Source organism: Acinetobacter sp. 70_2, assembly GCF_056736115.1.
Genome location: NZ_JBWZIP010000014.1, coordinates 138109 through 163692, shown reverse-complemented (window position 1 = coordinate 163692; position 25584 = coordinate 138109). Strand labels below are relative to the sequence as shown.

At 38.3% G+C, this 25584-nt stretch carries 24 protein-coding genes; 11 read left to right on the top strand and 13 right to left on the bottom strand.

The window, feature by feature from the left end:
- Positions 1 to 115: 115 nt before the first annotated feature.
- The 5 genes from AC1PJ9_RS08560 to AC1PJ9_RS08540 all read right to left on the bottom strand — a co-directional run bounded on the left by AC1PJ9_RS08560 (position 116) and on the right by AC1PJ9_RS08540 (position 5679).
- Positions 116 to 274, bottom strand: coding sequence for a hypothetical protein (locus AC1PJ9_RS08560; protein WP_031955769.1), 159 nt, complete (start codon positions 272 to 274; stop codon positions 116 to 118).
- Positions 275 to 277: 3 nt separating this feature from the next.
- Positions 278 to 1483: an RtcB family protein gene (locus AC1PJ9_RS08555; RefSeq protein WP_311086590.1), complete on the bottom strand. Its 1206-nt coding sequence runs from the start codon at positions 1481 to 1483 to the stop codon at positions 278 to 280.
- A 277-nt stretch (positions 1484 to 1760) separates the two neighbouring features.
- Positions 1761 to 3221 (bottom strand): amino acid permease, encoded by a 1461-nt coding sequence (locus AC1PJ9_RS08550; protein WP_019457532.1) that lies wholly within the window; start codon positions 3219 to 3221, stop codon positions 1761 to 1763.
- A 21-nt stretch (positions 3222 to 3242) separates the two neighbouring features.
- On the bottom strand, positions 3243 to 4256 hold the full coding sequence (locus AC1PJ9_RS08545; protein WP_311086591.1) for a methyltransferase: 1014 nt from the start codon (positions 4254 to 4256) through the stop codon (positions 3243 to 3245).
- Between the two features lie 64 nt (positions 4257 to 4320).
- Entirely contained in the window at positions 4321 to 5679 is a 1359-nt protein-coding gene (locus AC1PJ9_RS08540) for a uracil-xanthine permease family protein (RefSeq protein WP_311086592.1), read from the bottom strand.
- Positions 5680 to 5858: 179 nt separating this feature from the next.
- Between AC1PJ9_RS08540 and typA the strand changes: the two genes are divergently transcribed.
- Complete coding sequence (gene typA, locus AC1PJ9_RS08535; protein WP_004705742.1) at positions 5859 to 7694, top strand: translational GTPase TypA; 1836 nt, start codon at positions 5859 to 5861, stop codon at positions 7692 to 7694.
- A gap of 255 nt (positions 7695 to 7949) precedes the next feature.
- Complete coding sequence (gene mscL, locus AC1PJ9_RS08530) at positions 7950 to 8381, top strand: large conductance mechanosensitive channel protein MscL (RefSeq protein ID WP_004885352.1); 432 nt, start codon at positions 7950 to 7952, stop codon at positions 8379 to 8381.
- A gap of 51 nt (positions 8382 to 8432) precedes the next feature.
- Here mscL and AC1PJ9_RS08525 read toward each other — a convergent pair whose 3' ends face one another.
- Positions 8433 to 9134, bottom strand: a complete 702-nt coding sequence (locus AC1PJ9_RS08525) for a hypothetical protein (protein WP_311086593.1) — start codon at positions 9132 to 9134, stop codon at positions 8433 to 8435.
- Positions 9135 to 9361: 227 nt separating this feature from the next.
- On the opposite strand from AC1PJ9_RS08525, the gene AC1PJ9_RS08520 reads away from it, so the two are divergent.
- Positions 9362 to 9712 (top strand): gamma-glutamylcyclotransferase family protein, encoded by a 351-nt coding sequence (locus AC1PJ9_RS08520; RefSeq protein ID WP_311086594.1) that lies wholly within the window; start codon positions 9362 to 9364, stop codon positions 9710 to 9712.
- 14 nt (positions 9713 to 9726) lie between these two features.
- Here the strand turns inward: AC1PJ9_RS08520 and AC1PJ9_RS08515 are convergent, their stop codons facing one another.
- On the bottom strand, positions 9727 to 10017 hold the full coding sequence (locus AC1PJ9_RS08515; RefSeq protein ID WP_002051379.1) for a peptidylprolyl isomerase: 291 nt from the start codon (positions 10015 to 10017) through the stop codon (positions 9727 to 9729).
- A 19-nt stretch (positions 10018 to 10036) separates the two neighbouring features.
- Positions 10037 to 10861 (bottom strand): bifunctional DNA-formamidopyrimidine glycosylase/DNA-(apurinic or apyrimidinic site) lyase, encoded by an 825-nt coding sequence (gene mutM / locus AC1PJ9_RS08510; protein WP_311086595.1) that lies wholly within the window; start codon positions 10859 to 10861, stop codon positions 10037 to 10039.
- A gap of 75 nt (positions 10862 to 10936) precedes the next feature.
- On the opposite strand from mutM, the gene AC1PJ9_RS08505 reads away from it, so the two are divergent.
- The 4 genes from AC1PJ9_RS08505 (at position 10937) to AC1PJ9_RS08490 (ending at position 15874) form a co-directional block, all read left to right on the top strand.
- On the top strand, positions 10937 to 11503 hold the full coding sequence (locus tag AC1PJ9_RS08505; RefSeq protein ID WP_311086596.1) for a DNA-3-methyladenine glycosylase: 567 nt from the start codon (positions 10937 to 10939) through the stop codon (positions 11501 to 11503).
- Positions 11504 to 11636: 133 nt separating this feature from the next.
- Positions 11637 to 13769, top strand: coding sequence for a TonB-dependent receptor family protein (locus AC1PJ9_RS08500; protein WP_311086597.1), 2133 nt, complete (start codon positions 11637 to 11639; stop codon positions 13767 to 13769).
- A gap of 9 nt (positions 13770 to 13778) precedes the next feature.
- Entirely contained in the window at positions 13779 to 14888 is a 1110-nt protein-coding gene (locus AC1PJ9_RS08495) for an NADH:flavin oxidoreductase/NADH oxidase (RefSeq protein ID WP_311086598.1), read from the top strand.
- A gap of 62 nt (positions 14889 to 14950) precedes the next feature.
- A complete protein-coding gene (locus AC1PJ9_RS08490; protein WP_311086599.1) occupies positions 14951 to 15874 on the top strand; it encodes an AEC family transporter in 924 nt (307 codons plus the stop codon).
- Positions 15875 to 15908: 34 nt separating this feature from the next.
- Here AC1PJ9_RS08490 and AC1PJ9_RS08485 read toward each other — a convergent pair whose 3' ends face one another.
- From AC1PJ9_RS08485 to ygfZ, 3 genes are all read right to left on the bottom strand, one after another.
- Entirely contained in the window at positions 15909 to 16733 is an 825-nt protein-coding gene (locus AC1PJ9_RS08485; protein WP_311086600.1) for a tetratricopeptide repeat protein, read from the bottom strand.
- A 182-nt stretch (positions 16734 to 16915) separates the two neighbouring features.
- The gene (locus tag AC1PJ9_RS08480; protein ID WP_311086601.1) at positions 16916 to 17626 is read right to left on the bottom strand and encodes a DsbC family protein; all 711 of its coding nucleotides are present in this window, start codon (positions 17624 to 17626) and stop codon (positions 16916 to 16918) included.
- Between the two features lie 145 nt (positions 17627 to 17771).
- Entirely contained in the window at positions 17772 to 18494 is a 723-nt protein-coding gene (gene ygfZ / locus AC1PJ9_RS08475; protein WP_311086602.1) for a CAF17-like 4Fe-4S cluster assembly/insertion protein YgfZ, read from the bottom strand.
- Positions 18495 to 18706: 212 nt separating this feature from the next.
- Here ygfZ and AC1PJ9_RS08470 point away from each other — a divergent pair, with 212 nt between their 5' ends.
- The 4 genes from AC1PJ9_RS08470 (at position 18707) to AC1PJ9_RS08455 (ending at position 20651) form a co-directional block, all read left to right on the top strand.
- On the top strand, positions 18707 to 19159 hold the full coding sequence (locus AC1PJ9_RS08470; protein WP_081404819.1) for an SRPBCC family protein: 453 nt from the start codon (positions 18707 to 18709) through the stop codon (positions 19157 to 19159).
- A 147-nt stretch (positions 19160 to 19306) separates the two neighbouring features.
- On the top strand, positions 19307 to 19663 hold the full coding sequence (locus tag AC1PJ9_RS08465) for a DUF488 domain-containing protein (RefSeq protein WP_311086603.1): 357 nt from the start codon (positions 19307 to 19309) through the stop codon (positions 19661 to 19663).
- 90 nt (positions 19664 to 19753) lie between these two features.
- Entirely contained in the window at positions 19754 to 20098 is a 345-nt protein-coding gene (locus AC1PJ9_RS08460) for a zinc ribbon domain-containing protein YjdM (RefSeq protein ID WP_019457546.1), read from the top strand.
- Positions 20099 to 20309: 211 nt separating this feature from the next.
- Positions 20310 to 20651: a YegP family protein gene (locus AC1PJ9_RS08455; protein WP_068936816.1), complete on the top strand. Its 342-nt coding sequence runs from the start codon at positions 20310 to 20312 to the stop codon at positions 20649 to 20651.
- Positions 20652 to 20706: 55 nt separating this feature from the next.
- Here AC1PJ9_RS08455 and AC1PJ9_RS08450 read toward each other — a convergent pair whose 3' ends face one another.
- The gene (locus tag AC1PJ9_RS08450) at positions 20707 to 22422 is read right to left on the bottom strand and encodes a proline--tRNA ligase (RefSeq protein WP_311086604.1); all 1716 of its coding nucleotides are present in this window, start codon (positions 22420 to 22422) and stop codon (positions 20707 to 20709) included.
- Positions 22423 to 22482: 60 nt separating this feature from the next.
- Entirely contained in the window at positions 22483 to 25581 is a 3099-nt protein-coding gene (locus AC1PJ9_RS08445) for an efflux RND transporter permease subunit (RefSeq protein ID WP_311086605.1), read from the bottom strand.
- Between the last annotated feature and the right edge of the window lie 3 nt (positions 25582 to 25584).

Sequence of the window (25584 nt, the reverse complement as noted above, 5' to 3'; positions counted from 1 at the left end):
ACAGTAAAAAAGCGACTCGTTAGAGTCGCTTTTTTTATTGCAGCTTTTAAAGTATTTTTTCATTTGTATATCTCCTTGATGAGATTTATTCAGTTAATTATTTATAGATAAGTTTTTACCAAACACCTTTTCTTAACAGTTGTTTGGTGTCTTGTCGTTCTCTACGATGTTGTGCACGAGGTTTTTCTGTCTCATGCATGCCACCTTTTTGAAGTAAAGGTGACAGGGCTACGTGATTACGAACCTTAATTTTTGGCATTTCTTTAATTTTCATGTTTTAACCTTTAATACATAAAACTTGTTTAAGTGTATGGACGACTTCAATAAGATCTGACTGATTTGCCATAACCTCATCTATGTCTTTATAAGCACTTGGAATTTCATCGACAACGCCACTGTCTTTGCGACATTCAATACCTTGCGTTTGCTCAATTAAGTCTTGTTGGTTAAACAGAATCTTAGCTTTGCTTCGGCTCATTTTACGTCCAGCGCCGTGAGAACAAGAGCAAAAAGATTCAGGGTTAGCTTTTCCTCTAACAATATAAGAACGTGCTCCCATAGAACCTGGAATAATTCCTAACTCATCTAAACCTGCTCTAATCGCTCCTTTTCTGGTAACTAAAAGATTTTCACCAAAATGGGTTTCTCGACTTACATAATTATGATGACAATTAATTGCTTCTTTTGTCATTTGAAATGAAGGTAGAAGAGGTCGAATTGCTTCTAAGACTAATCGCATCATTTCTTTGCGATTTTCAAAAGCATATTCTTGAGCCCACTCTACAGCTTCTACATAATCATCAAAACTGTTTGAGCCTTCAGCAAAATAACTTAAGTCTTTATCCGGTACGTGACCAAAACGATGTTGTGCTTCTTTCTTGGCTAATTCAATAAAATAAGTGCCAATAACGTTACCCAGTCCTCGGCTACCTGAATGTAGCATTACCCATACGTCTTGATTTTCATCAATACATAGCTCGATAAAGTGGTTGCCACCACCTAAAGTACCAAGTTGCTTTTGCCATGTTGCATCAAATTGTCGAAGCATTCGAACAAGTCCAGGATGCTTCTTTATAATTGGTTGTAAACGCTTTTCGAGCGGAATAATACTTGATGCTTTAGCTTTGACCTGTTTATGCAAAGCAAAACCGACAGGTACTTTACGTTCGATTGCATCACGTAATCGACTTAAGTTATCAGGAAGTTGTGAAGCCTTTAGACTTAAACGAATTGCATTCATTCCACAGCCAATATCTACACCGACTGCTGCTGGAATAATGGCATGTTTAGTCGGGATGACACTTCCTACAGTCGCACCTTTTCCTACATGAACATCTGGCATAACAGCAATATGTGAGTATATAAATTGCAGCTGTGCCATTTTCTTGAGTTGTTCGATACTTTCACTATCTATATCTTGAGTGAAAATTTTAACAGGGACCCCATAGAGTGCCTCTTCGTTTAATATTTTTTGTATGCCCATAATTTTTCTCTTATTTTTCTGTCCGAATAGGCATAAAAAAACCTAGCGAATGCTAGGTCTTAAATTCGAGCATTCGGACAAGTGAATTAAATTTGTACACTTGTCCGTGAGCTGACATCGTGCCAAATCGTTACTGTGTTTTACCTTGTAGTGTTGGCATGATGTCCTCCTTTTTTAAAAAGTGCCGTTGAAAATCTGAACGGCATTTTACCTGTTTTTAACTAAAGATCAAGTTTTTGACGTTTAGATAGTTTTAATTGACTCTTTAAATTTACTATTAATCTTGTTCTGGCTTTACATCCATTTGGTCGTAAGGGATTAATTTAGTTTTATTTTTCCATTTATAACCGAGCCAAATTACTAAGAATAACGGTATGCTGATATAGGTGGAAAGTAAGCCCATCCAGTCAATTTTTCCGCCCAAAACAGCTTGATAGTTTTGTCCAAGAATAATGATAGAACAGAGAATAAAGGCAAACCAAGGTGCAAATGGGAAAAACTTAGCGCGGTAAGCTAAATCTTCTAATTTATAGCCTTGAGCAATATAGCCTTTACGGAAACGATAATGTGAAATTGCAATACCTAACCAGACAATAAAGCCACACATCCCTGACATATTGAGTAGCCAGTTAAAGACTTGTTTTTCACCAATAAAAGTCGTTAAGAAGCAGAATGCAGCAATAAATGTAGTCGCATATAAGGCATTCATTGGAACACCACGATTGTCGAGTTTAGCAAACCATTTCGGTGCACGACCTTGCTGAGCCATATCAAATAACATACGGGTAGAAGAATACATACCTGAGTTACCTGCTGACAAAATAGCAGTCAAAATAACTGCATTCATTAAGCTCGCAGCGAAAGCAAAGCCTACCTTTTCATAAAGCAAGGTAAAAGGAGAAAGTGCAACATTTTCTGTTGTCGCGGCTTGTAATAGGTTTGGATCATCATAGGCAATGAGTGTGCCGATAATGAAAATACACAACACATAGAATAATAAAATTCGCCAGAAAATCTGTTTAATTGCCAGTGGAATTGTTTTCTTTGGATCTTTTGATTCGCCCGCAGCAACACCCACCATTTCAGTTCCTTGAAATGAGAATCCTGCAATCATGGCAACCCCAATCATGGCCTGTAAACCACCTACAAAAGGTGCATCTTTGTAGGTCCAGTTACCGAATGTCGCCACTCCAGGCGTCAACATCACCTTAATAATCATGGCAATACCAATGATAATGAAGGCAACAATAGCGATAACTTTAACCATTGAGAACCAGAATTCGCTTTCACCAAATCCTTTTACACTCATCGCATTAATCATAAAAATAATGACGAGGAAGAGCGCACTCCAGTAAAATCCAGGAATATCTGGAAACCAGAACTTCATAATAAACTGTACTGCAACGAGCTCAAACGCAACCGTAATTGCCCAGTTGTACCAGTAGTTCCAACCTAAAGCGAAACCAAAGCCATCTTCCACATAGCGACTGCCATAGGTGAAGAATGCGCCAGATGTCGGTGTATGAGTCGCAAGTTCGCCCAAGCTGGTCATTAAGAAGTAAATCATAATACCAATGAGAGAGTAGGCGAGTAACGCCCCGCCTGGACCTGCATTTGCAATGGTCGACCCAGAAGCAAGGAAGAGACCTGTACCAATGGAACCACCAATGGCGATCATATTCAGATGACGAGCCCCAAGCTTTCGCTGGAGTTTTTCAGGAGCATGTGTTTCGCTCATGGAGATTCCTTACATAGTTTGTTATGCACAGGCATATAACACCTTAAAGCCTTGTAGATCAGTTTTAATCTCACACTGACCAAAGTGCTTCTCAATTAAGATCGGATAGTTTAAAAAACGGTTTGCTACAATCCATAGCTCACCTGATACCTTTAAATGTTTTTTAGCGTTCTGGCAGAGTCCTTCACTTGCATCGTAATTGGTATGAATACCTTGATGGAAGGGAGGGTTACTGACAATGGCATCAAGTTCTGTTGGGGCGTCTGCAATTCCTGTAACGGGCTGCAATCTCAACTGGTCTGAACCTATTCCATTTCGACTAAAAGTCATTTCCGTTGACCGTAAAGCGAAGGCATCAATATCTAGGGCATGGATAATATTACTTGAATTTACTTTTGCCAAATAGCAACTGATAATTCCCGCGCCACACCCGAAGTCGGCAATTCTACCTGATTTCACTTGATTTAGATAAGGGAGTAAAACAGCAGTTCCGACATCTAGATGATTTTGACTGAAAACGCCAGGTAGGGCACAAATGGTAAGCTCTTGTTCATTTGCTTGAACTGTATAGGTTTTTAACCAACTCTCAATAGGTTTGATCTTTTCAGTTTTCTCAATTTTTAAATGCCATAACTGACAATGTCGAGCGCTATCAAGTTTAAGTATTTTGCCAAAGCTTTGTAGTTGTTTGGCAGCTCTTTCAACACCACCTTTCTTTTCACCTACTAAAAAAACTGATTGACCAGTTTTTAGATGGCTCATCACCACATGTAATATATAGTTTAGAAGCTCTTTTGATTTTGGAACAAAAATTATAGCCTGATCAAATTCTTGTGATGGAAACTCAACCGAGAAATGTGCTGTCGTGCCTGTATTAATAAAACCTTGGTAATCTGAATAATTCCATGTCCAGACTGATGCATCAACCTCAGCAGGTAATTGACTTACCAAAGCATCATTGGGTGCATTAATTAACAAGAGTCTACCTTTTAAATAGTCTTGCTGTCTTAATACCACTTCACTTCTAGGATCCATGTACATCTCTCATGAAGAAGAATGCCCAGTGGAAACTGGGCAGTAATCAAAAAATAAAAATGGGTTATTTGTGTGTTTCAGGAAGTACAACATTTAAAATTAATGCCGCAATACCGCCTGTTGCTACGCCAGAACTAAAAATATTTTTAAATAATTCTGGTAAGTGTTCCAAAATTTGAGGAACTTGAGCAACCCCTAAACCTAGTGCAAGTGAAATCGCGATAATTAAAAGGGCACGACGGTCTAAGTGAATAGATGAAAGAATGTTAATGCCTGAGGCAGCAACCGCACCAAACATCACCATAACTGCTCCGCCTAATACTGCTTGTGGTACAGCTTGTATTACACCAGCTACAGCAGGGAATAGACCTAATATAATGAGTAAAGCAGCAATCCAGATCCCCACGTAACGACTTGCCACACCAGTGAGTTGAATTACGCCATTATTTTGAGCAAAAACAGAACTAGGGAAAGTGTTAAATAATCCTGCAAGTAAAGAGTTTGCACCATTTACTAACACACCACCTTTGATGCGTTGCATCCACTGTGGGCCATCTACAGGTTGGTTTGAAAGTTTACTTGTTGCTGTGACATCACCAATTGCTTCTAAAGAAGTCACTAGATAAATGAATGCCATTGGAATAAATAAGCCCCATGAGAAACTTAAGCCAAAGTGCATTGGTGTCGGAATTTGAATAACAGGCGCGTCTTTTAGACCAGAAAAATCTAGGTAGCCCATGAAACCAGCAAGAATGTAGCCAATGACTAAAGCAATTAATATAGCCGAGCTTTTAATCCAAACGATACGAATACGGTTTAAGACAATAATAATGGCAAGTACGGTACATGACATAATAAGGTTGTCTGCACTTGCAAAAGTATGATCATGCATGGCTTGATAACCACCACCCATGCTAATAAGACCTTCCTTAATAAGTGTTAAACCAATCAGAAGTACAACAATACCAGTCACAAGGGGAGTAATAAGTCTTTTTACCCATGGCAGGATTTGTGAAACACCCATTTCAATAAATGAACCAGCGATCACCACACCAAAAATAGCAGCCATAACCTGATTTACTGGCGTACCTGCGGCAACCATTGCACTACCAATACCAATAATTGGACCAATAAAGTTAAAACTAGTACCTTGAACAATCAGTAGACCAGCACCAAAAGGACCAACTTTTTTACATTGTAAGAAAGTTGCAATTCCTGAAATGACCAAAGACATCGATAAAATCATGTTAGTTTCGGTACGTGAAACGCCTAAAGCTAAACAAATGAGAAGTCCAGGTGTAACAATCGGAACAATAATTGCAAGCAAATGTTGAAAAGCTGCTAGAAAAGCCACGAAGGGTTTTGGTCGGTCATCTAGTCCATAAACGAGGTCAAGATGGTCGTGTGATGGTTGATTGGACATGGGGGTAAGTACGCCGCAATTTCGCAAATTGGCGCTATTCTAATCGAGATACCTATCTTTACAAAACGAAATACAGGCTATTGGGAAATTTTTTTTGTCAATGTCAATAAACTGTCACTACTCAAGAGTAGTGTTTTTCTGTATAATTTGCCCTCAAATTTCAGGCGTTTCTAATTTTCATGTCAGATATCAAAAATCTCCGTAATATCGCAATTATTGCGCACGTCGACCACGGGAAAACCACACTTGTCGATAAACTACTTCAGCAATCAGGTGCTCTCGGTGACCGAGCAGGCGAGATTGAGCGTGTCATGGACTCGAATGCGCTTGAAAGTGAACGTGGTATTACCATTTTAGCGAAAAACACTTCTATTACTTGGTTGGATAAACGTACTGATACAACTTACCGTATCAACATCGTGGACACCCCGGGACACGCCGACTTCGGTGGTGAAGTAGAACGTGTTATGTCGATGGTTGACTGCGTATTACTTCTTGTTGACTCTCAAGAAGGCCCAATGCCACAAACTCGTTTTGTGACACAAAAAGCCTTTGCTCGTGGTTTAAAGCCAATCGTTATTATCAACAAAGTTGATAAACCAAGTGCACGTCCAGACTGGGTAATCGATCAAGTATTTGATTTGTTTGATAACCTTGGTGCAACTGATGAGCAACTTGATTTCCCAATCGTTTATGCATCAGGTTTACGTGGTGTAGCGGGTCCTGCTCCTGAAGAGCTTGCAGAAGACATGACTCCGTTGTTCGAAACGATTGTAGACATCGTTGAGCCACCAGCAGTTGACGTTGATGGTCCATTCCAAATGCAGATTTCATCACTTGACTATAACAGCTTCGTAGGCGTTATCGGTGTTGGTCGTATTCAACGTGGTTCAGTAAAATTAAACACTCCTGTTACTGTAATTGACAAAGATGGCAATACACGTAACGGTCGTATTTTAAAAATCATGGGTTACCATGGTTTAGAGCGTATTGATGTTGACTCAGCATCTGCTGGTGACATCGTATGTATTACTGGTATTGATGCACTTAACATTTCTGACACGATTTGTGATCCGAAAAATGTTGAAGCATTACCAGCTTTATCTGTAGATGAACCTACAGTATCTATGACTTTCCAAGTAAACAACTCTCCGTTTGCTGGTAAAGAAGGTAAATTCGTAACTTCACGTAATATCCGTGAACGTCTTGATCGCGAATTAATCCATAACGTAGCTTTACGTGTTGAAGACACTGACAGTCCAGACCGTTTCAAAGTATCTGGCCGTGGTGAACTTCACCTTTCAGTTTTAATTGAAAACATGCGTCGTGAAGGTTTTGAAATGGGCGTATCACGTCCACAAGTAATCATCAAAGAAATTGATGGTGAAAGACAAGAACCTTACGAAAACGTAACGTTTGATGTTGAAGAACAGCATCAAGGTGCTGTAATGGAACAAATGGGTCACCGTAAAGGCGAGATGACCAATATGGAAGTTGACGGTAAAGGCCGTATCCGTATTGAAGCGACTGTTCCTTCACGTGGTCTTATCGGTTTCCGTTCTGAATTCTTGACCATGACTTCTGGTACAGGGATCATGACTTCAAGCTTCTCGCATTATGGCCCTGTTAAACAAGGTACTGTTGCGAAACGTCAAAACGGTGTGTTGATTTCTATGGTTCAAGGTACTTGCTTGGGCTATGCATTGTTCAGCTTACAAGACCGTGGTCGTTTGTTTGCTAAACCACAGTTAGAAGTTTACGAAGGTATGATCGTGGGTATTAACTCTCGTTCAGATGATATGGTTGTAAACCCAACTAAAGCGAAACAATTAACTAACGTTCGTGCATCTGGTACAGATGATGCTTTAACTTTAGTGCCTGCAATTGAATATACGCTTGAACAAGCGCTTGAATTCATTGAAGATGACGAGTTAGTAGAAGTTACTCCAAAATCAATCCGTATCCGTAAGCGTTACCTGACTGAAAACGAACGTAAACGTAACCGTGATAAATAATTTTTCTTAAATGAAAAAGAAAAACCGCTAAATTAATTTTAGCGGTTTTTTATTGAAATCAAACAAAGCTGAAAATAAACTTAAATTCATATTTTTCTTGTAAACAAATATGTTATCAAAGTGTGAAATAGCTTTCTTTTTTTGAAAAAAATATTAAATTATCAATATCATGGCGAGTACTATCTAAATGGATAAGAGGCCATTGAAAAAGAAAAATATGATGTGTTCCTCCCCCCAACATCTGGAGATGTTTAGATGAGTATTATTCAAGAATTTAAAGAATTTGCCATTAAAGGCAATATGATGGATTTAGCCATTGGTGTAATTATTGGTGGTGCTTTTGGCAAAATCGTAGACTCTTTAGTAAAAGATATCATCATGCCGCTTATCACTGTAATTACTGGTGGTGGTGTTGATTTCTCTCAAAAATTTATCGTATTAGGTGCAAACCCTAATAATTTACAATCTTTGGATGCCTTACAAAAAGCAGGCATCAACGTATTAACTTATGGTAACTTCCTAACCATTTTAATTAACTTCCTTATTTTGGCTTGGGTTGTGTTCTTAATGGTGAAATTATTAAATAGACTTCGCCGTGATAAGAATGAGCCAGAAGCTCCAGCTGCAACTCCTGAAGATGTGCAATTACTGCGTGAAATTCGTGATGAGTTGAAAAAGAAAGCTTAAGTAGATTTCAAATAAAAAACGGTACCTAGAGTACCGTTTTTTGTAGTTATTTTATCGAACTTCTCCAATTAAGAATCTTTCAGTAATTTCATAGCAATTAGAAATAATATCTTGAGTAGTTTGATTATCTGTACAATTCTGTAAGTAATATTCAATTAGAATAGAATTAGAAGGCTCATCGTTATGATATTTAGAAACATTTATGCCAAGTTTTGAAAAATCTTTTTGAGCCTGAAACTCTAAAATCCTGTGTACTCGATCAGACTGTTGTTCAGTTACTGTAGGGATATAAATTTTAAGGGTTTTATCATTTTGTTTAATAATTAAATTTTCTTTAATTTCTTTAATATTATTAAAGAGAGTAAAATTTTTGTTAAATAAATCTTCGACATAATAGTCAAAATCAATGAAATCTAATAAATAAAAATATTGATCGTATGGGTAACTATTACCTTGGAAGTAAGTATTAAAATTATAATTACCTTCAAACTCTCCAGTACCTTCCTCTTGTACAATAAAACTGTATTCAGGATATTTCTGGCTAAAATTAAGCATATCTTTTTCCAGACTATACCATTTTACTTCATTTTCAGAGTTACCATCTAAATTAAAGGCATATTCAGCTTCATGATGTGAATTTGATTGTGCATCATCATATAACGCTTGAATTATCTTACGTGTTTCATCACGATTAGCTGGGCGTTTTTCTTCATGCACCCAAACTCGTAAAGATACATATGTGTACATCCCCATTTCAAATTCCTTAGATAAGTAAAATATTTATTAAAGTTAAAAATAAATTCATTAAACTAAAACTACTTATAATTCATTTTATTAGCTTGTAAAATACAATTTATTTTATGCTTAAAGAATACCAAAATGAGAGTATTCTTAATAGTCTTTTTGCATTTAAGTTATCTTAGAAGACTAATTTTTAAAGGATATTAATATTAAACTTATATTAGTAAAGGTAAGTTATTATGAATCAGCTATTTGTATATGGCACTTTATGTCCGAATCAAGCTAATGCTCATATTTTAGAACAAATCGATGGTCACTGGACAAAAGCCAGTGTACGAGGCGTAATTCATATTTTAGATTGGGGACCTGATAAAGGTTTAAAAGCACTTGAGTTAGATTCGCAAGCCGATTGGATAGAAGGTTATGTGTTTAGCACAGAAAAACTTGCTGAAAACTGGCAGATGCTAGATGATTTTGAAGGTTTTCAATACCAGCGTGTAATCGCTAATGTAAAACTAGAGTCGGGTGAATATATTAAAGCCTGGACATATCAAATGAATGCACAGGCTAAAACTTCTGAAAAACCATAATTAAATTAATGGAATCAGCGTAAGCTGCCCATTCGGAATTTAACTTCTAAAAGATGATAGCCAAACTGGCTTTTAATAGGGCCTTGCAACACGCGTTCAGCAGCTGTAAAAACGACTTTGTCGATAACAGGTACCAACTGTCCTTTTTTGACTTCGCCAAGTTCACCGCCACGTTTAGCTGAATTACAGGTGGAATATTGCTTGGCAAGTTTGGCAAAGTCTGCACCACTTTGTAGCTTCTTTTTTAGCTGTTCAGCTAAGTCTTTATCTTTGACTAAAATATGTCGGACAATTGCTGTTTGCATGTTGTCTTCCTCCAAAAAATTAAGGCTTTCTCAGCTTTTTAAGTGGTTGGCATTGTGGGCAAAATACACTGGCACGCTGCCCAAGTTTTAAATTTTCTAATGGGGTTTCACAGTTAACACACATTTCTCCAGCACGGCCATAAGCAAGAAGTGTTTGCTGAAAATAACCATTTTCACCCATAGCATTACTGTAGTCACGTAACGTTGAGCCACCTAAATCAATTGCCGACTTTAAAATTCGTTTAATCTCGACAACCAGTTTCTCAATTTGTTGCATAGTCAAATCACCAGCAGGTTGTGCTGGGTGAATGCCAACATTAAATAAGCTTTCAGTTGCATAAATATTGCCTACACCAACCACTACATGATTATCCATAAGTGCAATTTTTATGCCGACAGATTTGTTCTTGAGCTTAGAAGCTAAATATTCTGCATGAAAGTCAGTACTTAGAGGTTCAGGTCCCAAAGTATCTATGAGTTTGCCTTGAGTCTCAGGATTAAGCCAAAGGATGCAACCGAAACGACGTGGGTCATGGTAACGTAACTGCTGATCTTCAAATTGAATAATCAGGTGGTCATGTTTTCTTAGTTCGTCATTTGGCTCGGTCAGACGAAAGCTTCCTGACATGCCTAAATGCCAAAGCATTTGATCTTGTTCAAACTCTGCCAGAATATATTTTGAACGTCGATTTAACCGAATGAGACGTTGCCCAACAAGTCTTTGAATATCATCTGGTATAGGCCAGCGTAAGCTAGAGTTGCGGACTTCTACACTTTGAACTTTTTGATTCAATAAGGGAAATAAACTGGTTTTGGTAGTTTCTACTTCGGGTAACTCAGGCATGCCAACTCGCAGAATTAACAGATATACTGGATTAATCAAGTATAACGTGTGGTATGTAATATTTCAGAGAATACTATGTCAGATATTTTACCATTAAGCTGGTTTCAACGAGAAACTTCACAAGTAGCTTATGATTTGATCGGATGTGTATTATGTAAGCGGCAGCCTGATGGTCAAGTCATCCGTTGCACAATTAGTGAAACAGAAGCTTATTTGGGCGTTCGAGATAAAGCTTGCCATAGTTACAATGATAAACGAACAGCTCGAACTGAGGTAATGTATAGCCATGGTGGTACGATTTACGTCTACCTAATTTATGGCATGTATGAAATGCTTAATATTATTACTCAAACAGAAGGTGTGCCTGAAGGAGTAATGATTCGGTCTGTATTTTTAAGTAATGCTTCAATCAAAAAAGAATATAAGCTTTTAGCTGGGCCGGGCAAACTGACACGTTATTTGGGTATTGACCGTAGTTTAAAAGGTCAGACTTTAGGTGAAGAATCTGGACTATGGATTGAAGCAGCCACTACACAACCAGAAGTTGTTTTAACACCACGTATTGGAATTGACTATGCTGAAGAGGCAAAGGACTGGCCTGAACGGTATTGCTGGAAAGATCATCCTTCATTAAGTCGATAATCCAAATTTAGAAATCAATTTTTAAATCGTAAAACGAGTGTTCCAGATTTACAACTATGTGGGTCGAATTCAATATCCAGACAAGACACCACTTTTTGTTATGATAACTACAATATAAATAAAGGAAATAAGCATGTCCTTATTACGCTTAGACCGACTTCATTACTGTATTTTAGTGAGTATGGGCTGTATTTCTAGTCCAATTGTATGGGCAGAAGATTTAAATTCAGACGTTGCCAAATTGCCTACTTTACATGTGGAAGCAACGCGTACCGATACCACTTACTTACAAACACCTGCTTCAGTTTTTCGAATAGATGCACCTCAAGTTGATAGCTCTTCACAAGTGAATTTAACTGAAGTTGTGAAAGGTATACCGAGCTTACAGATTCGTAATCGTGAAAATTATGCGCAAGATTTGCAGCTATCTATGCGTGGTTTTGGTGCACGTTCTACTTTTGGTGTCCGTGGTATTCGTCTATATGTGGATGGTATTCCCGCAACAATGCCAGATGGGCAAGGCCAAACCTCTAATATTGATTTAAGTAGTCTAGACCATGTTGAAGTTCTAACGGGACCTTTTTCCTCACTGTATGGAAACTCATCGGGTGGGACAATTTTAACTTCTACTAAAGAAGGACAAGGGAAAGACTCAATTGAGCTGAGCTATTCGGGTGGTAGTCACGATAAAAGCCGAGCGGGATTAGTGCTACAAGGTGGAGCAAAGGGTGCGAATGAACCAAGTTATGTTATTAGTTCATCATACTTCGACACTGATGGTTACCGAGAACATAGTGGTGCAGATAAAATCTTAAATAACGCCAAGCTCAGTTGGAATCTTGATGATGGTAGTAAAATCAACTGGGTGACTAACTATGTCAAAATTAATGCAGACGACCCGCAGGGTTTAACGCGTGATCAGTGGAATGCTAATCCAAAGCAACAAGTGCCTTTTTTAAAGCAATTTAATGTCCGTAAAGACATTGAGCAAACCCAGACAGGGGTGACATGGTCTAAGCCAATTAATGATAAAAATGAACTCTATGCCATGGCATATTTAGGTAATCGACAAGTCACTCAGTATCAATCTATACCTAAATCGACACAAGATGCCAGTATTAATCATGCTGGTGGCGTGATTGATTTCGAACGTAATTATTATGGGGCTGATTTCCGTTGGACGGGTAAAGAGTTACTTCCAAATACCACTGTAAGCTTCGGTGTTGCACTTGATGCGATGGATGAAGATCGTAAAGGGTATGAAAATTTTAACTTGGTAAACGGCCAACCTTCTTACGGTGTTAAAGGTAAATTACGTCGTGATGAAGATAATACTTTGTGGAATATCGATCCATATTTGCAAGCTTCATGGCAGTTCTTACCCACATGGCGTTTAGACAGTGGTGTACGCTATAGTAATGTGCATTACAAATCTAAAGATAACTATTTAAGTAATGGCGACGATAGTGGTAAGACCGATTACGATAAAGTTTTACCTTCTGCTGCTTTAAGCTGGCAAATTCTACCTGAGCTCATGGCATATGTAAGTTATGCCAAAGGTTTTGAAACACCAACCTTTACTGAAATGGCATATCAAACTGATACGACAAAGCCAGGTTTTAATTTTGACTTAAAACCATCGACCAGTGATACCTATGAAGCTGGTTTAAAATCACAAAACAAATTAGGTGATTTTACTTTGGCAGTTTTTCAAACTAAAACCAAAAATGACATTGTTTCAGCAGGAAGCTCAAACGGACGTTCAACCTTCCGTAACGCAGATAAAACTTTGCGTGAAGGGGTAGAGCTTGCATGGAACAAAAAGTTGTGGAGAGATTTAACAGCAACTGCAAGCTATGCCTATTTAGATGCAACTTTTGATGCTGATATTCCAGCTTTAGGAAATATTGCTCAAATTCCATCAGGAAATGCGATTCCAGGTATTGCTAAAAACCAAGCTTATGCCTCTTTGGCATGGCAGCCATCGCACGGTTTATATGGTGGTGTAGAAGTACAGTATATGGACAAAGTATACGTGAATGATACCAACAGTGACGCAGCGCCGAGCTACAGTGTAACTTCAGCAAATATTGGTTATGCATGGGATCTTGGCGACTGGAAAGTCAAAAGCTTTGCTCGTGTAGATAACTTGTTTGATAAAAATTATCCAGGTTCAGTGATTGTGAATGACGGTAATGACCGTTACTTTGAACCCGCTGATGGGCGTAACTGGAGCGCAGGTTTACGTGTAATTAAACAATTCTAGGAATTTAAAATGGCAAGATTATTTGAAACGGTTAATTTTGATTCGCTACAACTGGTCAATAGAATTGTAATTGCCCCAATGTGCCAGTATTCGGCAACGGATGAAGGCGAAATTACTTATTGGCATGAGCAGCAATGGGCAAATTATGCTTTGTCTGGGGCTGGTCTATGTATTGTGGAAGCTACTGCTGTACAAGCGGAAGGTCGAATTAGTTATGCAGATCTTGGACTTTGGAATGATCAGCAACGTGACCAGATCAAAACTTTATTAGGGAAAGTTAAAACACTTTCTCCTATGCCATTTGGAATTCAGTTAGCGCATGCTGGACGTAAAGCATCGACTGAAAAGCCGTGGTTGGGTAAAGGCCAAATTGCAAAAAATCAGCCACATGGCTGGCAAACAGTTGCTCCAAGTACAAGTACTTTTTCAGTTCACGATGCTGCGCCACATGCATTAACAATCGATGAAATTAAACAAGTTCAACAAGACTTTGCTGCTGCGGCAAAACGTGCAGTTGAAGCTGGCTTTGAGCTAATCGAAGTACATGCAGCACATGGCTACTTGTTGCATCAATTTTTATCGCCAATTGCGAATCAACGAACAGATCAATATGGCGGTTCTTTAGAAAACCGTATGCGTATGACACTTGAAGTACTTCAAGCAATTAAGCTCGCGGTTCCTGAAGGCTATCCAGTAGGAGTACGTCTATCTGCAACTGACTGGATGGATGGTAACGAACAGTGGGATATTGAATCTACGGTTGGTTTATCAAAAGCTTTAGAGCAATTGGGAGCCGCTTATATTCATGTGTCTAGCGGTGGTTTACATGAACATCAAAATATTACCATTGGAGCGGGCTACCAAGTTCCGTTTGCCGAACAGGTTAAGAAGCATGTGTCTATTCCTGTGATTGCGGTAGGGCTGATTACCGAACCAGAACATGCTGAACAAATTTTAGAAAATCAGCAAGCTGATGCAATAGGCCTTGCTCGTGCTATGTTATATGACCCGCGTTGGCCGTGGCATGCAGCCGCTACACTGGGAGCAAAAGTTAAAATTGCACCTCAATATTTGCGTTGTCAGCCACATGGCTTAAAACAGCTTTTTGATTCTTTTTAGTTTATCAGCGGGCAAATTAAGATTTGTCCGTTTTTATTTTGAGATGAGTGAGGGAACATTCTGTGGTTTTTCAGGTAATTTTACCAATTTTGATTTTATTGTTGATGGGGTATTGTAGTGTCCTCATTAAATTGGTAACACCTGAGCAGATTAGGGCCCTGAGCGCATTTGTTATTAAAATTGCTCTTCCTGTATTTTTAATTCAGTCTTTAGCCAATAAAAACTTACAAGAGATTTGGCACCCATCTTATTTTATTGCTTATGGTGGCGGCTCTTTAATCTTGTTTTTTCTTGCTTTTATTATTTATCGAAAGCTTTTTAAAAACAGCCTAACCCATAGCGCCGTCATATCGATGGGTGCTTCTATGTCAAATACAGGATTTATGGGTACCGCTATTTTGACCATGCTCATGGGTAGTCATGCTGCAATCTATATATCTTTAACTTTAATTATTGAAAATTTATTAATCGTCGCTTTAATGCTCATTTTGGCTGAAGCGGGATTACATCAACAGCAACAGCTTTTTCCTTTGCTGAAAAAGACATTTATTAATTTACTTAAAAACCCTGTAATTATTGCAATTCTGGTTGGCATGAGCTGTATTTTACTCGGCATTCATCTTCCTTCAAAACTTGGGCAAGCTTTAGAACTGTTAGGAAAGACAGCCTCACCTTTAGCATTATTTGCTATTGGTGGCAGTTTGGTTGGTATAGGAATTACCGCCGTGAATTTACAAAGTATATTGTTAGCTGGGTTTAATGTCATTCTTATGCCAGCTGTGATTTTTGGATTGTTTCTTTTATTGCCAAATGTAAGCCGTGAAATGCTTTATGCAGGAACATTAATTGCGGCACTGCCGATGCCAATTGCTTTTGGTATTTTTGGGCAATCATACGGTTTAAATGAAAGGGCATTAACGCCTTTGATCATAAGCACCATTATTGGGTTTATTGGGGTAAGTGGTCTTATTGCTTTGTGGTGGTAAAAGAAAAGCCCCATGCGGGGCTATTGTTTCTTTACTATTTTTTAGGTGCTGGCTGCGTAGGGGTAGCTGCAGCTTGCTTATTCTTATCAGCAATAATCTTTTCGACCGAAGCTAAAGACTCTCTAGCGTTTGGAACATTTTGGTTAGCAAGTTCAGTAAAAATCTGTTTTGCTTGAGGCAAGTTCTGAGGAATGATATTTCCATTCGCCATCATGGTCGCTAAAGCCATAGATGCTGGTGCATAACCTTTTTGGGCGATCGCTTGTAATGCTTCAATGCCTTGGCGTTTCATTAGCGGGTTTTTATTTTCAACCCCTTGGCTAATATCATAAAGTGCTTTGACCTGAATAGCAGGGTAGTTTCCTTTTCTAATCAAAGGCGCTAGCTTTTGTAAAGCAATTTGATGAGATTGAGGCTTTTTCTGAGCAAATAAAATGGTCGCAATTTTTACCGTTGCATCATCAGAGCCTTGAGCTGATGCTTTCTGTACATATTGGCTAAATTTATTACTGTCTTTTGCAACGCCTAATTCACCAGTTTCATAAATTTGCGCAAGTCTATAACTGGCCTGAGCATAGCCCTTATTTGAAGCATCTTCATAATATTTAAGAGCTTTGGCGTTATCTTTAGGGGTGCCTTGGCCCATTTGCGTCATATAGCCTAAGTTATAGATGGCTTGAGCATTTCCTGTCTGTGCAAGGCGCTGGATTTCTTGAAAGGCAGCGGGATAATTTTTTGCCGCATACAGTTGTTCTGCCTGTTTAAAGACATCATTTTTTGCCGCAGATGCTGTACTGTCTGCCGCAAAAATGGACGAACTTGAAATGGCGATTAGGCTGGCGATGAGTAATTTTTTCATTTCTTTTTAACCTTTTACTTCGTAGCTACATCATTCCGTCGATGTATTGAATCAACTCAACCTCTCATCATAAATAGTGGTGGATGAAAGTAAACAGCCGATTTGTATATAAAACGATGTCTATAAAGCAAACTGTGGAGAAAAATGATATGCCACTCTAGCTAAGAGAGTGGCATATAGACTTATTTTACTGACTTAAGTAATGCTTCAATTTGTTTTGCATCACTTGGTACACCTGAGATTCTTTGTCCATCTTGCAAGAACAATGTTGGTGTTCCATCGATATTTAATTTTTGACCTAAAGCAATATTCTTTTGAATTGGGCTTGAGCAACTTTTGCTATTAGTCGGCAATTTGCGATTAAGTATATAATTGGTCCAAGCTTCAGATGGGTTCTTTGAACACCAGATTTGGTTTGAAACTTTTTCAGCATTTGGGTGCAAACTGGTCAGTGGGTATAAGAATACATATACCGTTACATTATCCACCCCAACCATATTTTGTTCTAGACGTTGGCAGTAAGGACAATCAGGATCACTGAAAATATAAAGAGTACGTTCCCCTTTACCTTTTACATATTTAATTGCCTGATTTAGCGGAAGACTTTTAACATCAATTTTACCCAATTCAGCAATTCGTTCTTCTGTCATATTTTTTTGTTGTTTGATATCAACTAAATTGCCTACAAAGAAGTATTTAGCATCTTGATTGGTATAAACAATACGACCGCTTGTATATACTTCATAAATACCTTGCACAGGTGATTGATAAACACCCTTTACAGGTAAATCTGGATAATTTGTCTTCAGATTTTGTTCAAGTGTTTTCACATCAGCATGAGCAGAACCGAAAAAAGCCAAACTTAACATGAGTGTGGCAAGTTTAGTTTTCATATTTTTTCTCTTAGATTTCAACCTAGATTATGATGGCACAGAAAAATTAAAAAATTGATGCCCTAATTAAATGAATTTATTAGAATTTTGTATCTATAAAAAAGCCCGTAGGAGTATCCACGGGCTTTTTATTTGCTAAATATAATTATTGTGGTCTAGCAACATCACCACTTAAAGCTTCTGGCAAATCGAGAACTTGAAGACCGAGTTCTGCTAAAGTGGCTGGTTTCGCAACAACCAATGCAATATATCCGTCAGTAGTTTGTATGCTATTTACCACTTCAATATCGTTGTTTAATTGAGTTGCTGGAGCAGGTGCTTCACCTGTGCCTTGAACCAAATGTAACCAGTGTTTTGGTTTTGCTTTAAACCAAAGACGCGCCACAATTTCCTGACCTAAATAACAGCCTTTATCGTAATTGACGCCTTCACGTTGATGTAAACGTAATTCTTGTGGTTGGAACACATGTTCAGTTGCTTGAGCAATCCATGCTTGCCCCGTCATGATGGCTTGTTTTTGCCATTCGGAAACATCAGTTTCTGTAGAGCTGAACTCAGTGTGACCATTTACAACTTTTGGAAACACAGCGCCTTGTTCACTTAAAGTCATTTTTGAAAATGCGCCATATTTTTTAATATGCTTAGCGAACTCTTCAGCTTGATCTTGAGTAACAACAATCTCAAAACTTTCAGCGTTAATCTTTTTTAGCCACAGACCAAAGTGAATACGGCCTTTAAGATCACAAATGGCTGTATAGCGTGTTTCATTTTCAGCTAAACGCTCAGTATCGACAGTCACTTGGCCTTGTAAAAACTTCTGTGCATCTACACCGTTTAATGCATATGAGGAGAAAGCGAGCAGACTCATAATTAATCTCAAATTCAATATGTTTCTTTATGATTGCTGACTATTTTGCTCCATTTTTATCAAAAAATCAGCCTTAGTTTTCGTAATTTAGTTTTGTCAGAAACTGATTGTATAAATGGAAAAACACCAAAAATATACGTTAAAAGAAATTCTACGGTTTAAGCTATTAAGCACAATTTTTATAACCTAAATGGACTTAAAACAAGGAGAATATAATGGCAACAGGTACAGTAAAATTACATCGTGTATTTAAAGCACCCGCTGAACGGGTTTATCGTGCTTTTCTCGATCCAGATGCTTTAGTGAAGTGGATGGCGCCCCACGGTTTTACTGCAAAGGTTCATAGTTTTGATTCAAATGTAGGTGGCTCATACAAAATGAGTTTTACCAACTTTTCGACAGGATCAACACATTCATTTGGGGGAACTTATGTCGAACTCATTCCAAATGAATTAATTCGTTATAACGACCAATTTGATGATTCAAATTTACCTGGCACTATGCAGGTGACTATTACATTAAAAAGTGTATTAGTAGGTACAGAGGTACATATTACTCAAGAAGGAATACCGGAAGTTATTCCTGTAGAGGCGTGTTATTTAGGATGGCAGGAGTCTTTGTCGTTATTAACATTGTTAGTAGAAGCCGAGATCCCAGATCAGTAATCGCCTTTTAAAATTTGAGCACCCTAAAGAAAAAAAGTGAGTAGAGAACTACTCACTTTTTTTCTTTTTAATTATGACCAAAAGAGAACAAAATATTAAATGTGTTGATGAGGCCTAAATAATGAGGCTGTATAGTGAGAAAAAGAGATGGAAATACACATTAAAAGAATTTATGAACATGTAAGTGCCAATGATGGAAAACGAATATTAGTTGATCGGCTATGGAGTCGAGGGATAAGTAAAGAAAATGCCCATTTAGATTTATGGTTAAAAGAAATAGCCCCCTCAACTGAACTGCGTAAGTGGTTTCATGCAGAGTCCTTAGAGCAGTGGAGTGAGTTCAAACAGCGCTATTTAAAAGAACTAGAAACAAACCCAGCAGTTAAAGAGTTACAAGACATTGTGTCCAAGCATAGAGTCACGCTTTTATATTCGGCAAAAGATGTGGAGCATAACCATGCGATTATTTTAAGAGACTATTTATTAGAGAAAGAGAAGAAATGAATATATAAATTTTTTTTTGGTAAAAGTCTTTTATTTAAAACTTTAAAAAATGAGTCATATCTCGCATAATATACTTTTTGAGATTTTTTTATGTCTTTACCAAATTGCCCAAAATGCCAATCAGAATATACCTATCAAGACGGCGACTTATTAATTTGTCCTGAATGCTCACATGAGTGGAAGGAAGGGGAAGCTTCAATTGCTGATGAGCAAGAAGTGATTAAAGATGCAAATGGTAATGTCTTGGCAGATGGCGATAGTGTCACTGTGATTAAAGACTTAAAAATTAAAGGTTCATCTTCGGTTGTTAAAGTGGGAACAAAAGTAAAAACAATTCGTTTAGTTCCAGATGCAAGTGATGGCCATAATATTGATTGCAAAATTGATGGTATTGGTCAGATGAAATTAAAATCTGAATTTGTAAAAAAAGCTTAATTTGTTAATTTTAATTACATTTCGGTAGAGGTACCCATCAGGCCTCTACCTTTTTTAACTTTCAACATCCTTATAATTTTATTACGATAATGTATAAAAAGTAGACTACCCAAAGTTACACAGCTCATTTATATTGTCATCAATAACAAATAACTTTCGTCCAGAATAATAACGAAAGTCATACCCACACCAACAAAAAAACGAGGTTCTTATGGCAGGATGGTACGAGATTTCACAAGCGAGTGATGGACAATATCGCTTTGTACTCAAGGCTGGTAATGGCGAAATTATTTTAAATAGTGAGCTATATAAAGCGAAAGCATCAGCAGTCAATGGTATTGAGTCAGTTCAAAAAAATAGTGGTGACGATGGGCGATATGATCGTTTAACTGCAAAAAATGGAAAACCTTACTTCAATTTAAAAGCTGCAAATCATCAAATTATTGGTACGAGTCAGTTCTATGCCAGTGAAGCTTCACGTGATAAAGGAATTGAATCGGTGAAAACCAATGGATCTTCGGCAACCATTAAAGACTTAACGGTTGAGGCGTAAAAATTAAATGTAAAAAAAGCAGCTTCTAAAAGCTGCTTTTTTATTTATGTATTTATTAACGCACTAATTTAGCTAAAAGTTCTTCTTTAGTTAAATTGCTCGCTTCAGCATCGCGACGACCTTTATATTCAAACGTACCAGCATCAAGGCCTTTTTCACCAATCACGATACGGTGTGGAATACCCATTAACTCAAGGTCAGAGAATTTAACGCCCGGACGTTCGTTACGATCATCAAGTAATACATCAAAACCTTGAGCTTGAAGTTCTGCATAAAGTGCTTCGGCTGCTTCAAGAGTACGAGGTGATTTGTGTGCATTCATTGGAACAATTGCGATTTCAAAAGGTGCAATCGCTTGTGGCCAAATAATACCTTTGTCATCGTAGTTTTGTTCAATTGCAGCTGCAACTACGCGTGTTACACCAATACCATAACAACCCATTGTTACTGTAAATGGCTTACCATCTTCACCTAAAACTTTACAACCTAAAGCTTCAGAGTACTTAGTACCAAGCTGGAAAATATGACCAACTTCAATACCGCGTTTAATTTGTAGTGAACCTTTACCATCTGGAGATGGGTCGCCTTCAACCACATTACGCAAATCAAAGACTTCAGTAATTTGGGCATCACGTTCCCAGTTTACGCCGACAGCGTGTTTGTCAGCTTCATTTGCACCAGCAACGAAATCAGAAAGAACAGATGCAGCGCGATCAACAATAACAGTTAAGCCTTTTTCAACTAAACCTTGTGGACCTGTAAAGCCAGCCGTTAAACCAAATGCTTGAAGTTGCTCTTCAGTTGCAAATGTAAGAGGAGCGGCAACTAAAGGATGTTTCTCAGCTTTAATTTCATTGAGTTCGTGATCGCCACGTAAGAATAGGGCAACCACAGGAACATTGCCTTTTTCGTCTGCAATACCTTGAACCAATAACGCTTTTACTGATTGTTTAGGATCAGCATTTAAGAACTGGCATACATCAGCAATTGTTTTTTGGTTTGGTGTTTCAACCAACTTAAATTCTTGTGCAGGCGCTGCGCGTTCACCTACTAAAACAGCCTCAGCCATTTCAACGTTCGCTGCATAATCAGATTCAGTTGAAAATGCGATGTCATCTTCACCACTTGAAGCCAATACATGGAACTCATGTGAAGCTGAACCACCAATTGAGCCTGTGTCAGCTTGTACTGGGCGGAAATCTAAACCTAAGCGATTAAAAATACGGCTATAAGTGTCGTACATCACGTCATAAGTTTCTTGTAATGATTCTTGAGTTGCATGGAAAGAATATGCATCTTTCATAATGAACTCGCGTGAACGCATTACACCAAAACGTGGACGAATTTCATCACGGAATTTGGTTTGAATTTGATAGAAATTTACAGGAAGTTGTTTATAACTTTTTAGCTCGTTACGTGCTAAATCCGTGATTACTTCTTCATGTGTAGGACCAAGCACAAACGGGTTGTCGTGACGATCTTTGAAGCGTAATAATTCAGGGCCGTATTGTTCATAGCGACCTGATTCTTCCCACAAGTTTGCAGGTTGAGTCACGGGCATGAACACTTCCATAGCACCTGAACGATTCATTTCTTCACGAACAATCGCATCAACTTTTTTAAGCACACGTGTTCCCATCGGCAGCCATGTATATAAACCTGATGCCAATTTACGAATCATCCCCGCACGTAACATGAGCTGATGTGAAATCACTTCAGCATCGTTTGGGGTTTCTCTCAACGTTGCAAATAAAAAGCGGCTTGCGCGCATGGAAAAAGTCCTAAAAAAGTTAAGCGTTGTAAAAACGCAGATTATACGATAGTTGCTGCATTATGACATGAATCGTCGAGTTTGACGCAGCATAAAGTTTTTCAAGTCATCCAGATAAGTGAAAATGACGGGTACAACTACAAGAGTCAACAGGGTAGAGGTTATTACGCCACCAATAACAGCATGGGCCATTGGCGCACTTTGTTCTCCGCCTTCACCCAAACCTAAAGCTAATGGAACCATACCCATGACCATTGCACTTGTGGTCATTAAGATTGGGCGTAAACGGGTTTTACCTGCTTGTAAAATAGCATCATAACGACTTTCCCCATGTTCCATGGACTTTTTAATAAAGTCGATAAGTAAAATCGCGTTTTTGGTTACCAGCCCCATGAGCATAATGATGCCAATAATTGAAAATAGGTTTAGAGTACTTCTAAACAAGAATAGGGCAAGAAATACCCCAATCAATGACAATGGTAAAGATGCCATAATCGCAGCAGGGTGAATAAAACTATTAAACTGAGAACCCAAAACAATATAAATAAATACAATGGAAAGCATAATAGCAGTTAATGCATAACCCGCAGACTCGGCCATATCGGCATTAGCCCCTTGGGTATTGAAGGTATAACCGGCAGGCAACTTAAATGCTTTTTGCATTTTATCGATGTCTTTACCGATATCCCCACTTGGGCGTCCCGACGTATTGGCTTGAATGAGTACTTCGCGTTCAAGATCACGCCGATTAATTTGTGATGCACCGAGTTTTTCCTCAGTTGTTGCTACCGCACTCAATGGAACTAATATTGGTTGTCCGTTTGCACCAGTTTTGTTTGAGTTGAGATATAAATTTTGCACATCCTGAGGAAGCATGCGTTTGTTTTCATTTAATCGAATATTAACGTCATAAGTTTCGCCGTCACGATCTTCCCACGTTGTGACATTGTCACCAGCAATTAATGGACGAATTGCATTGGCAACTTGAGAAACAGACAGCCCTAAGTCACTTGCCAGTACACGGTTAATATGAACCCCTAAAGTGGGTTTTGGTTCTTTTAATGAGCTTTCTAAATCGACCACACCTTTAATTTTGCCCATTTCAGTCATAAACCGATTTGAAATCTTTTGAAGTTCATTCAGATCAGTCCCTTTAATCGAAATCATGATTGGCTTTTGACCACCAGAAACTGAATCTTGAGCAGCAGCAACGGAGGTAACATGAATACCCGCTACTGTTTGCAAACGATCACGGAACTCATTGTTGAGTGTTGTTAAGTCTGAACTACGTTCTTGTTTTGGTTTTAAAGTCACCCCTAAACCAGCATGGTTTTTACCAGCGTCTATTGTGCTATTTACAACCCCGTAGGTAGAAACCACATCGGGGAATTGTCTAATAATTTGATCAACTTGATGTAACTTAGCTTGGGTATATTCTAAAGAAGCATCGACGGGCGTCTCGAACTGAATGCGAATTTCGCCTTTATCTGGGACTGGTACAAATTCGGTTCCAATCAATTTAGATAAACCTAAGGCCGCGACGAGTGAAGCAATCGCAATAATCACTGTAATAAAACGAAAGCGCAGAGCAAGCTTCAACAGTTTTTCATAAATATGGGTAAGGCCATCTAATAATTTAGAAATATGATTAAAGAAACGTTGTAGTCGACTTTCTTTTTTCTTTACTGGGTCTTTCCAATGTGCTGAAAGCATTGGGTCGAGTGTAAAACTGATAAACATAGAAATGAGAACAGCTGTACTTACAGTTACGCCAAACTGGTAGAAGAAACGGCCAATTAAACCACCCATAAAAGCAACAGGTAAAAATACTGCCACAATGGTAAGTGTGGTTGCGAGTACTGCCAATCCAATTTCTTTGGTGCCATCTAAAGCTGCGGTGACATGGTCTTTGCCGAGCTCTGTATGTCTAACAATATTTTCTCGAACTACAATTGCGTCATCAATTAACAGACCGATACTCAGTGACAGGGCTAACAGCGTCATCATGTTAATACTAAAACCAAAAGCCCAAATGAACGTTAATGTTCCAAGCAGGGTAATGGGTAAAGTTAAACCTGTAATGACGGTAGAACGGAAAGAACCTAAAAAGAGTAAAACAATTAAAACTGCTAAGCCTGCCCCTTCAAGAATGGTACGAACTACATCTTTAATTGAAGCGCGAATCCCTTTGGAGCTGTCTGCCACGACTTTATAATTTAAATCCGCAGGCATTTGGACTTTTAGCTTCTCTAAAGTTTGGTAAGTTTTATCGACAACTTGAATTACATTGGCATCTGAACTTTTTAAAATGTCGATAGAGACTGCGGTTCTTCCATTATAAAAAGCACTGGATTGTAGTTCAGCTTGAGTATCTTCAACGGTTGCCACTTGTTTTAGAAAAATAGGGGAGCCATTTTTATTGGCAATGACCAAATCACGAAAGCCAAAAGGATGAATAACTTTTGATTGAATCTGCACCACGAGTTCAGAATTCTTTTGCTGCAAAGTTCCTGCAGGAACTTCTATGTTTTCATTTTTTAGCGTGTTAATAACCTGATCAATGCCAATACCGTAGCTTTGTAATTGTTCAGGATGAACTTTAATTCGAATTTGGCGTTTAGCATCACCTAGTAAATTGACATTACCTACACCAGAAACGGTTTTAAGCTGCGGCACAATTTTTTTATCTACATACGAACTTAATTGAGCCAAGCTCATCGTATTCGATTCAAATACCACCGACATAATTGGGCTGGATGAAGGATCGTAGCGTTGCACAATCGGCGTATCAATTTCATCACGAAATTGAGCGATAACTGGAGCAATTTTGTCGCGGACATCTTGGGCAGCAATTGCTGAAGAGGTATCAAGATTAAACTCAGCAATGACCATCGAAGACCCTTCACTTGAACGTGAAGTAATTTGTTTAATGCCCGAAATGGTATTAATTTGGTCTTCGAGTTTTTTGGTAATATCAGACTCAACCGCTTCAGGTGAAGCACCAGCATATTGCGTAGTGACGACTACAAATGGGAAATCTACATTAGGAAACTCTTCAACCGTCATGCGTTTCCAAGAGGCTAACCCAAGTACCATTAAGCACAGCATCATCATAATGGTAAAAACGGGGTACTTCACACTGATTCGGGTAAACCACATAAG

Excerpts from the sequence above, each read along its gene's own strand:
- AC1PJ9_RS08520 (WP_311086594.1), top strand. The coding sequence starts at position 9,362 with ATGAATCAGCTATTTGTATATGGCACTTTATGTCCGAATCAAGCTAAT.
- AC1PJ9_RS08505 (WP_311086596.1), top strand. The coding sequence starts at position 10,937 with ATGTCAGATATTTTACCATTAAGCTGGTTTCAACGAGAAACTTCACAA.
- AC1PJ9_RS08555 (WP_311086590.1), bottom strand. The coding sequence starts at position 1,483 with ATGGGCATACAAAAAATATTAAACGAAGAGGCACTCTATGGGGTCCCT.
- AC1PJ9_RS08560 (WP_031955769.1), bottom strand. The coding sequence starts at position 274 with ATGAAAATTAAAGAAATGCCAAAAATTAAGGTTCGTAATCACGTAGCC.
- mutM (WP_311086595.1), bottom strand. The coding sequence starts at position 10,861 with ATGCCTGAGTTACCCGAAGTAGAAACTACCAAAACCAGTTTATTTCCC.
- AC1PJ9_RS08545 (WP_311086591.1), bottom strand. The coding sequence starts at position 4,256 with ATGGATCCTAGAAGTGAAGTGGTATTAAGACAGCAAGACTATTTAAAA.
- AC1PJ9_RS08525 (WP_311086593.1), bottom strand. The coding sequence starts at position 9,134 with ATGGGGATGTACACATATGTATCTTTACGAGTTTGGGTGCATGAAGAA.
- AC1PJ9_RS08550 (WP_019457532.1), bottom strand. The coding sequence starts at position 3,221 with ATGAGCGAAACACATGCTCCTGAAAAACTCCAGCGAAAGCTTGGGGCT.
- ygfZ (WP_311086602.1), bottom strand. The coding sequence starts at position 18,494 with ATGAGTCTGCTCGCTTTCTCCTCATATGCATTAAACGGTGTAGATGCA.
- AC1PJ9_RS08480 (WP_311086601.1), bottom strand. The coding sequence starts at position 17,626 with ATGAAAACTAAACTTGCCACACTCATGTTAAGTTTGGCTTTTTTCGGT.
- AC1PJ9_RS08450 (WP_311086604.1), bottom strand. The coding sequence starts at position 22,422 with ATGCGCGCAAGCCGCTTTTTATTTGCAACGTTGAGAGAAACCCCAAAC.
- mscL (WP_004885352.1), top strand. The coding sequence starts at position 7,950 with ATGAGTATTATTCAAGAATTTAAAGAATTTGCCATTAAAGGCAATATG.
- AC1PJ9_RS08465 (WP_311086603.1), top strand. The coding sequence starts at position 19,307 with ATGGAAATACACATTAAAAGAATTTATGAACATGTAAGTGCCAATGAT.
- AC1PJ9_RS08495 (WP_311086598.1), top strand. The coding sequence starts at position 13,779 with ATGGCAAGATTATTTGAAACGGTTAATTTTGATTCGCTACAACTGGTC.
- AC1PJ9_RS08460 (WP_019457546.1), top strand. The coding sequence starts at position 19,754 with ATGTCTTTACCAAATTGCCCAAAATGCCAATCAGAATATACCTATCAA.
- AC1PJ9_RS08455 (WP_068936816.1), top strand. The coding sequence starts at position 20,310 with ATGGCAGGATGGTACGAGATTTCACAAGCGAGTGATGGACAATATCGC.
- AC1PJ9_RS08500 (WP_311086597.1), top strand. The coding sequence starts at position 11,637 with ATGTCCTTATTACGCTTAGACCGACTTCATTACTGTATTTTAGTGAGT.
- AC1PJ9_RS08445 (WP_311086605.1), bottom strand. The coding sequence starts at position 25,581 with ATGTGGTTTACCCGAATCAGTGTGAAGTACCCCGTTTTTACCATTATG.
- typA (WP_004705742.1), top strand. The coding sequence starts at position 5,859 with ATGTCAGATATCAAAAATCTCCGTAATATCGCAATTATTGCGCACGTC.
- AC1PJ9_RS08485 (WP_311086600.1), bottom strand. The coding sequence starts at position 16,733 with ATGAAAAAATTACTCATCGCCAGCCTAATCGCCATTTCAAGTTCGTCC.
- AC1PJ9_RS08515 (WP_002051379.1), bottom strand. The coding sequence starts at position 10,017 with ATGCAAACAGCAATTGTCCGACATATTTTAGTCAAAGATAAAGACTTA.
- AC1PJ9_RS08540 (WP_311086592.1), bottom strand. The coding sequence starts at position 5,679 with ATGTCCAATCAACCATCACACGACCATCTTGACCTCGTTTATGGACTA.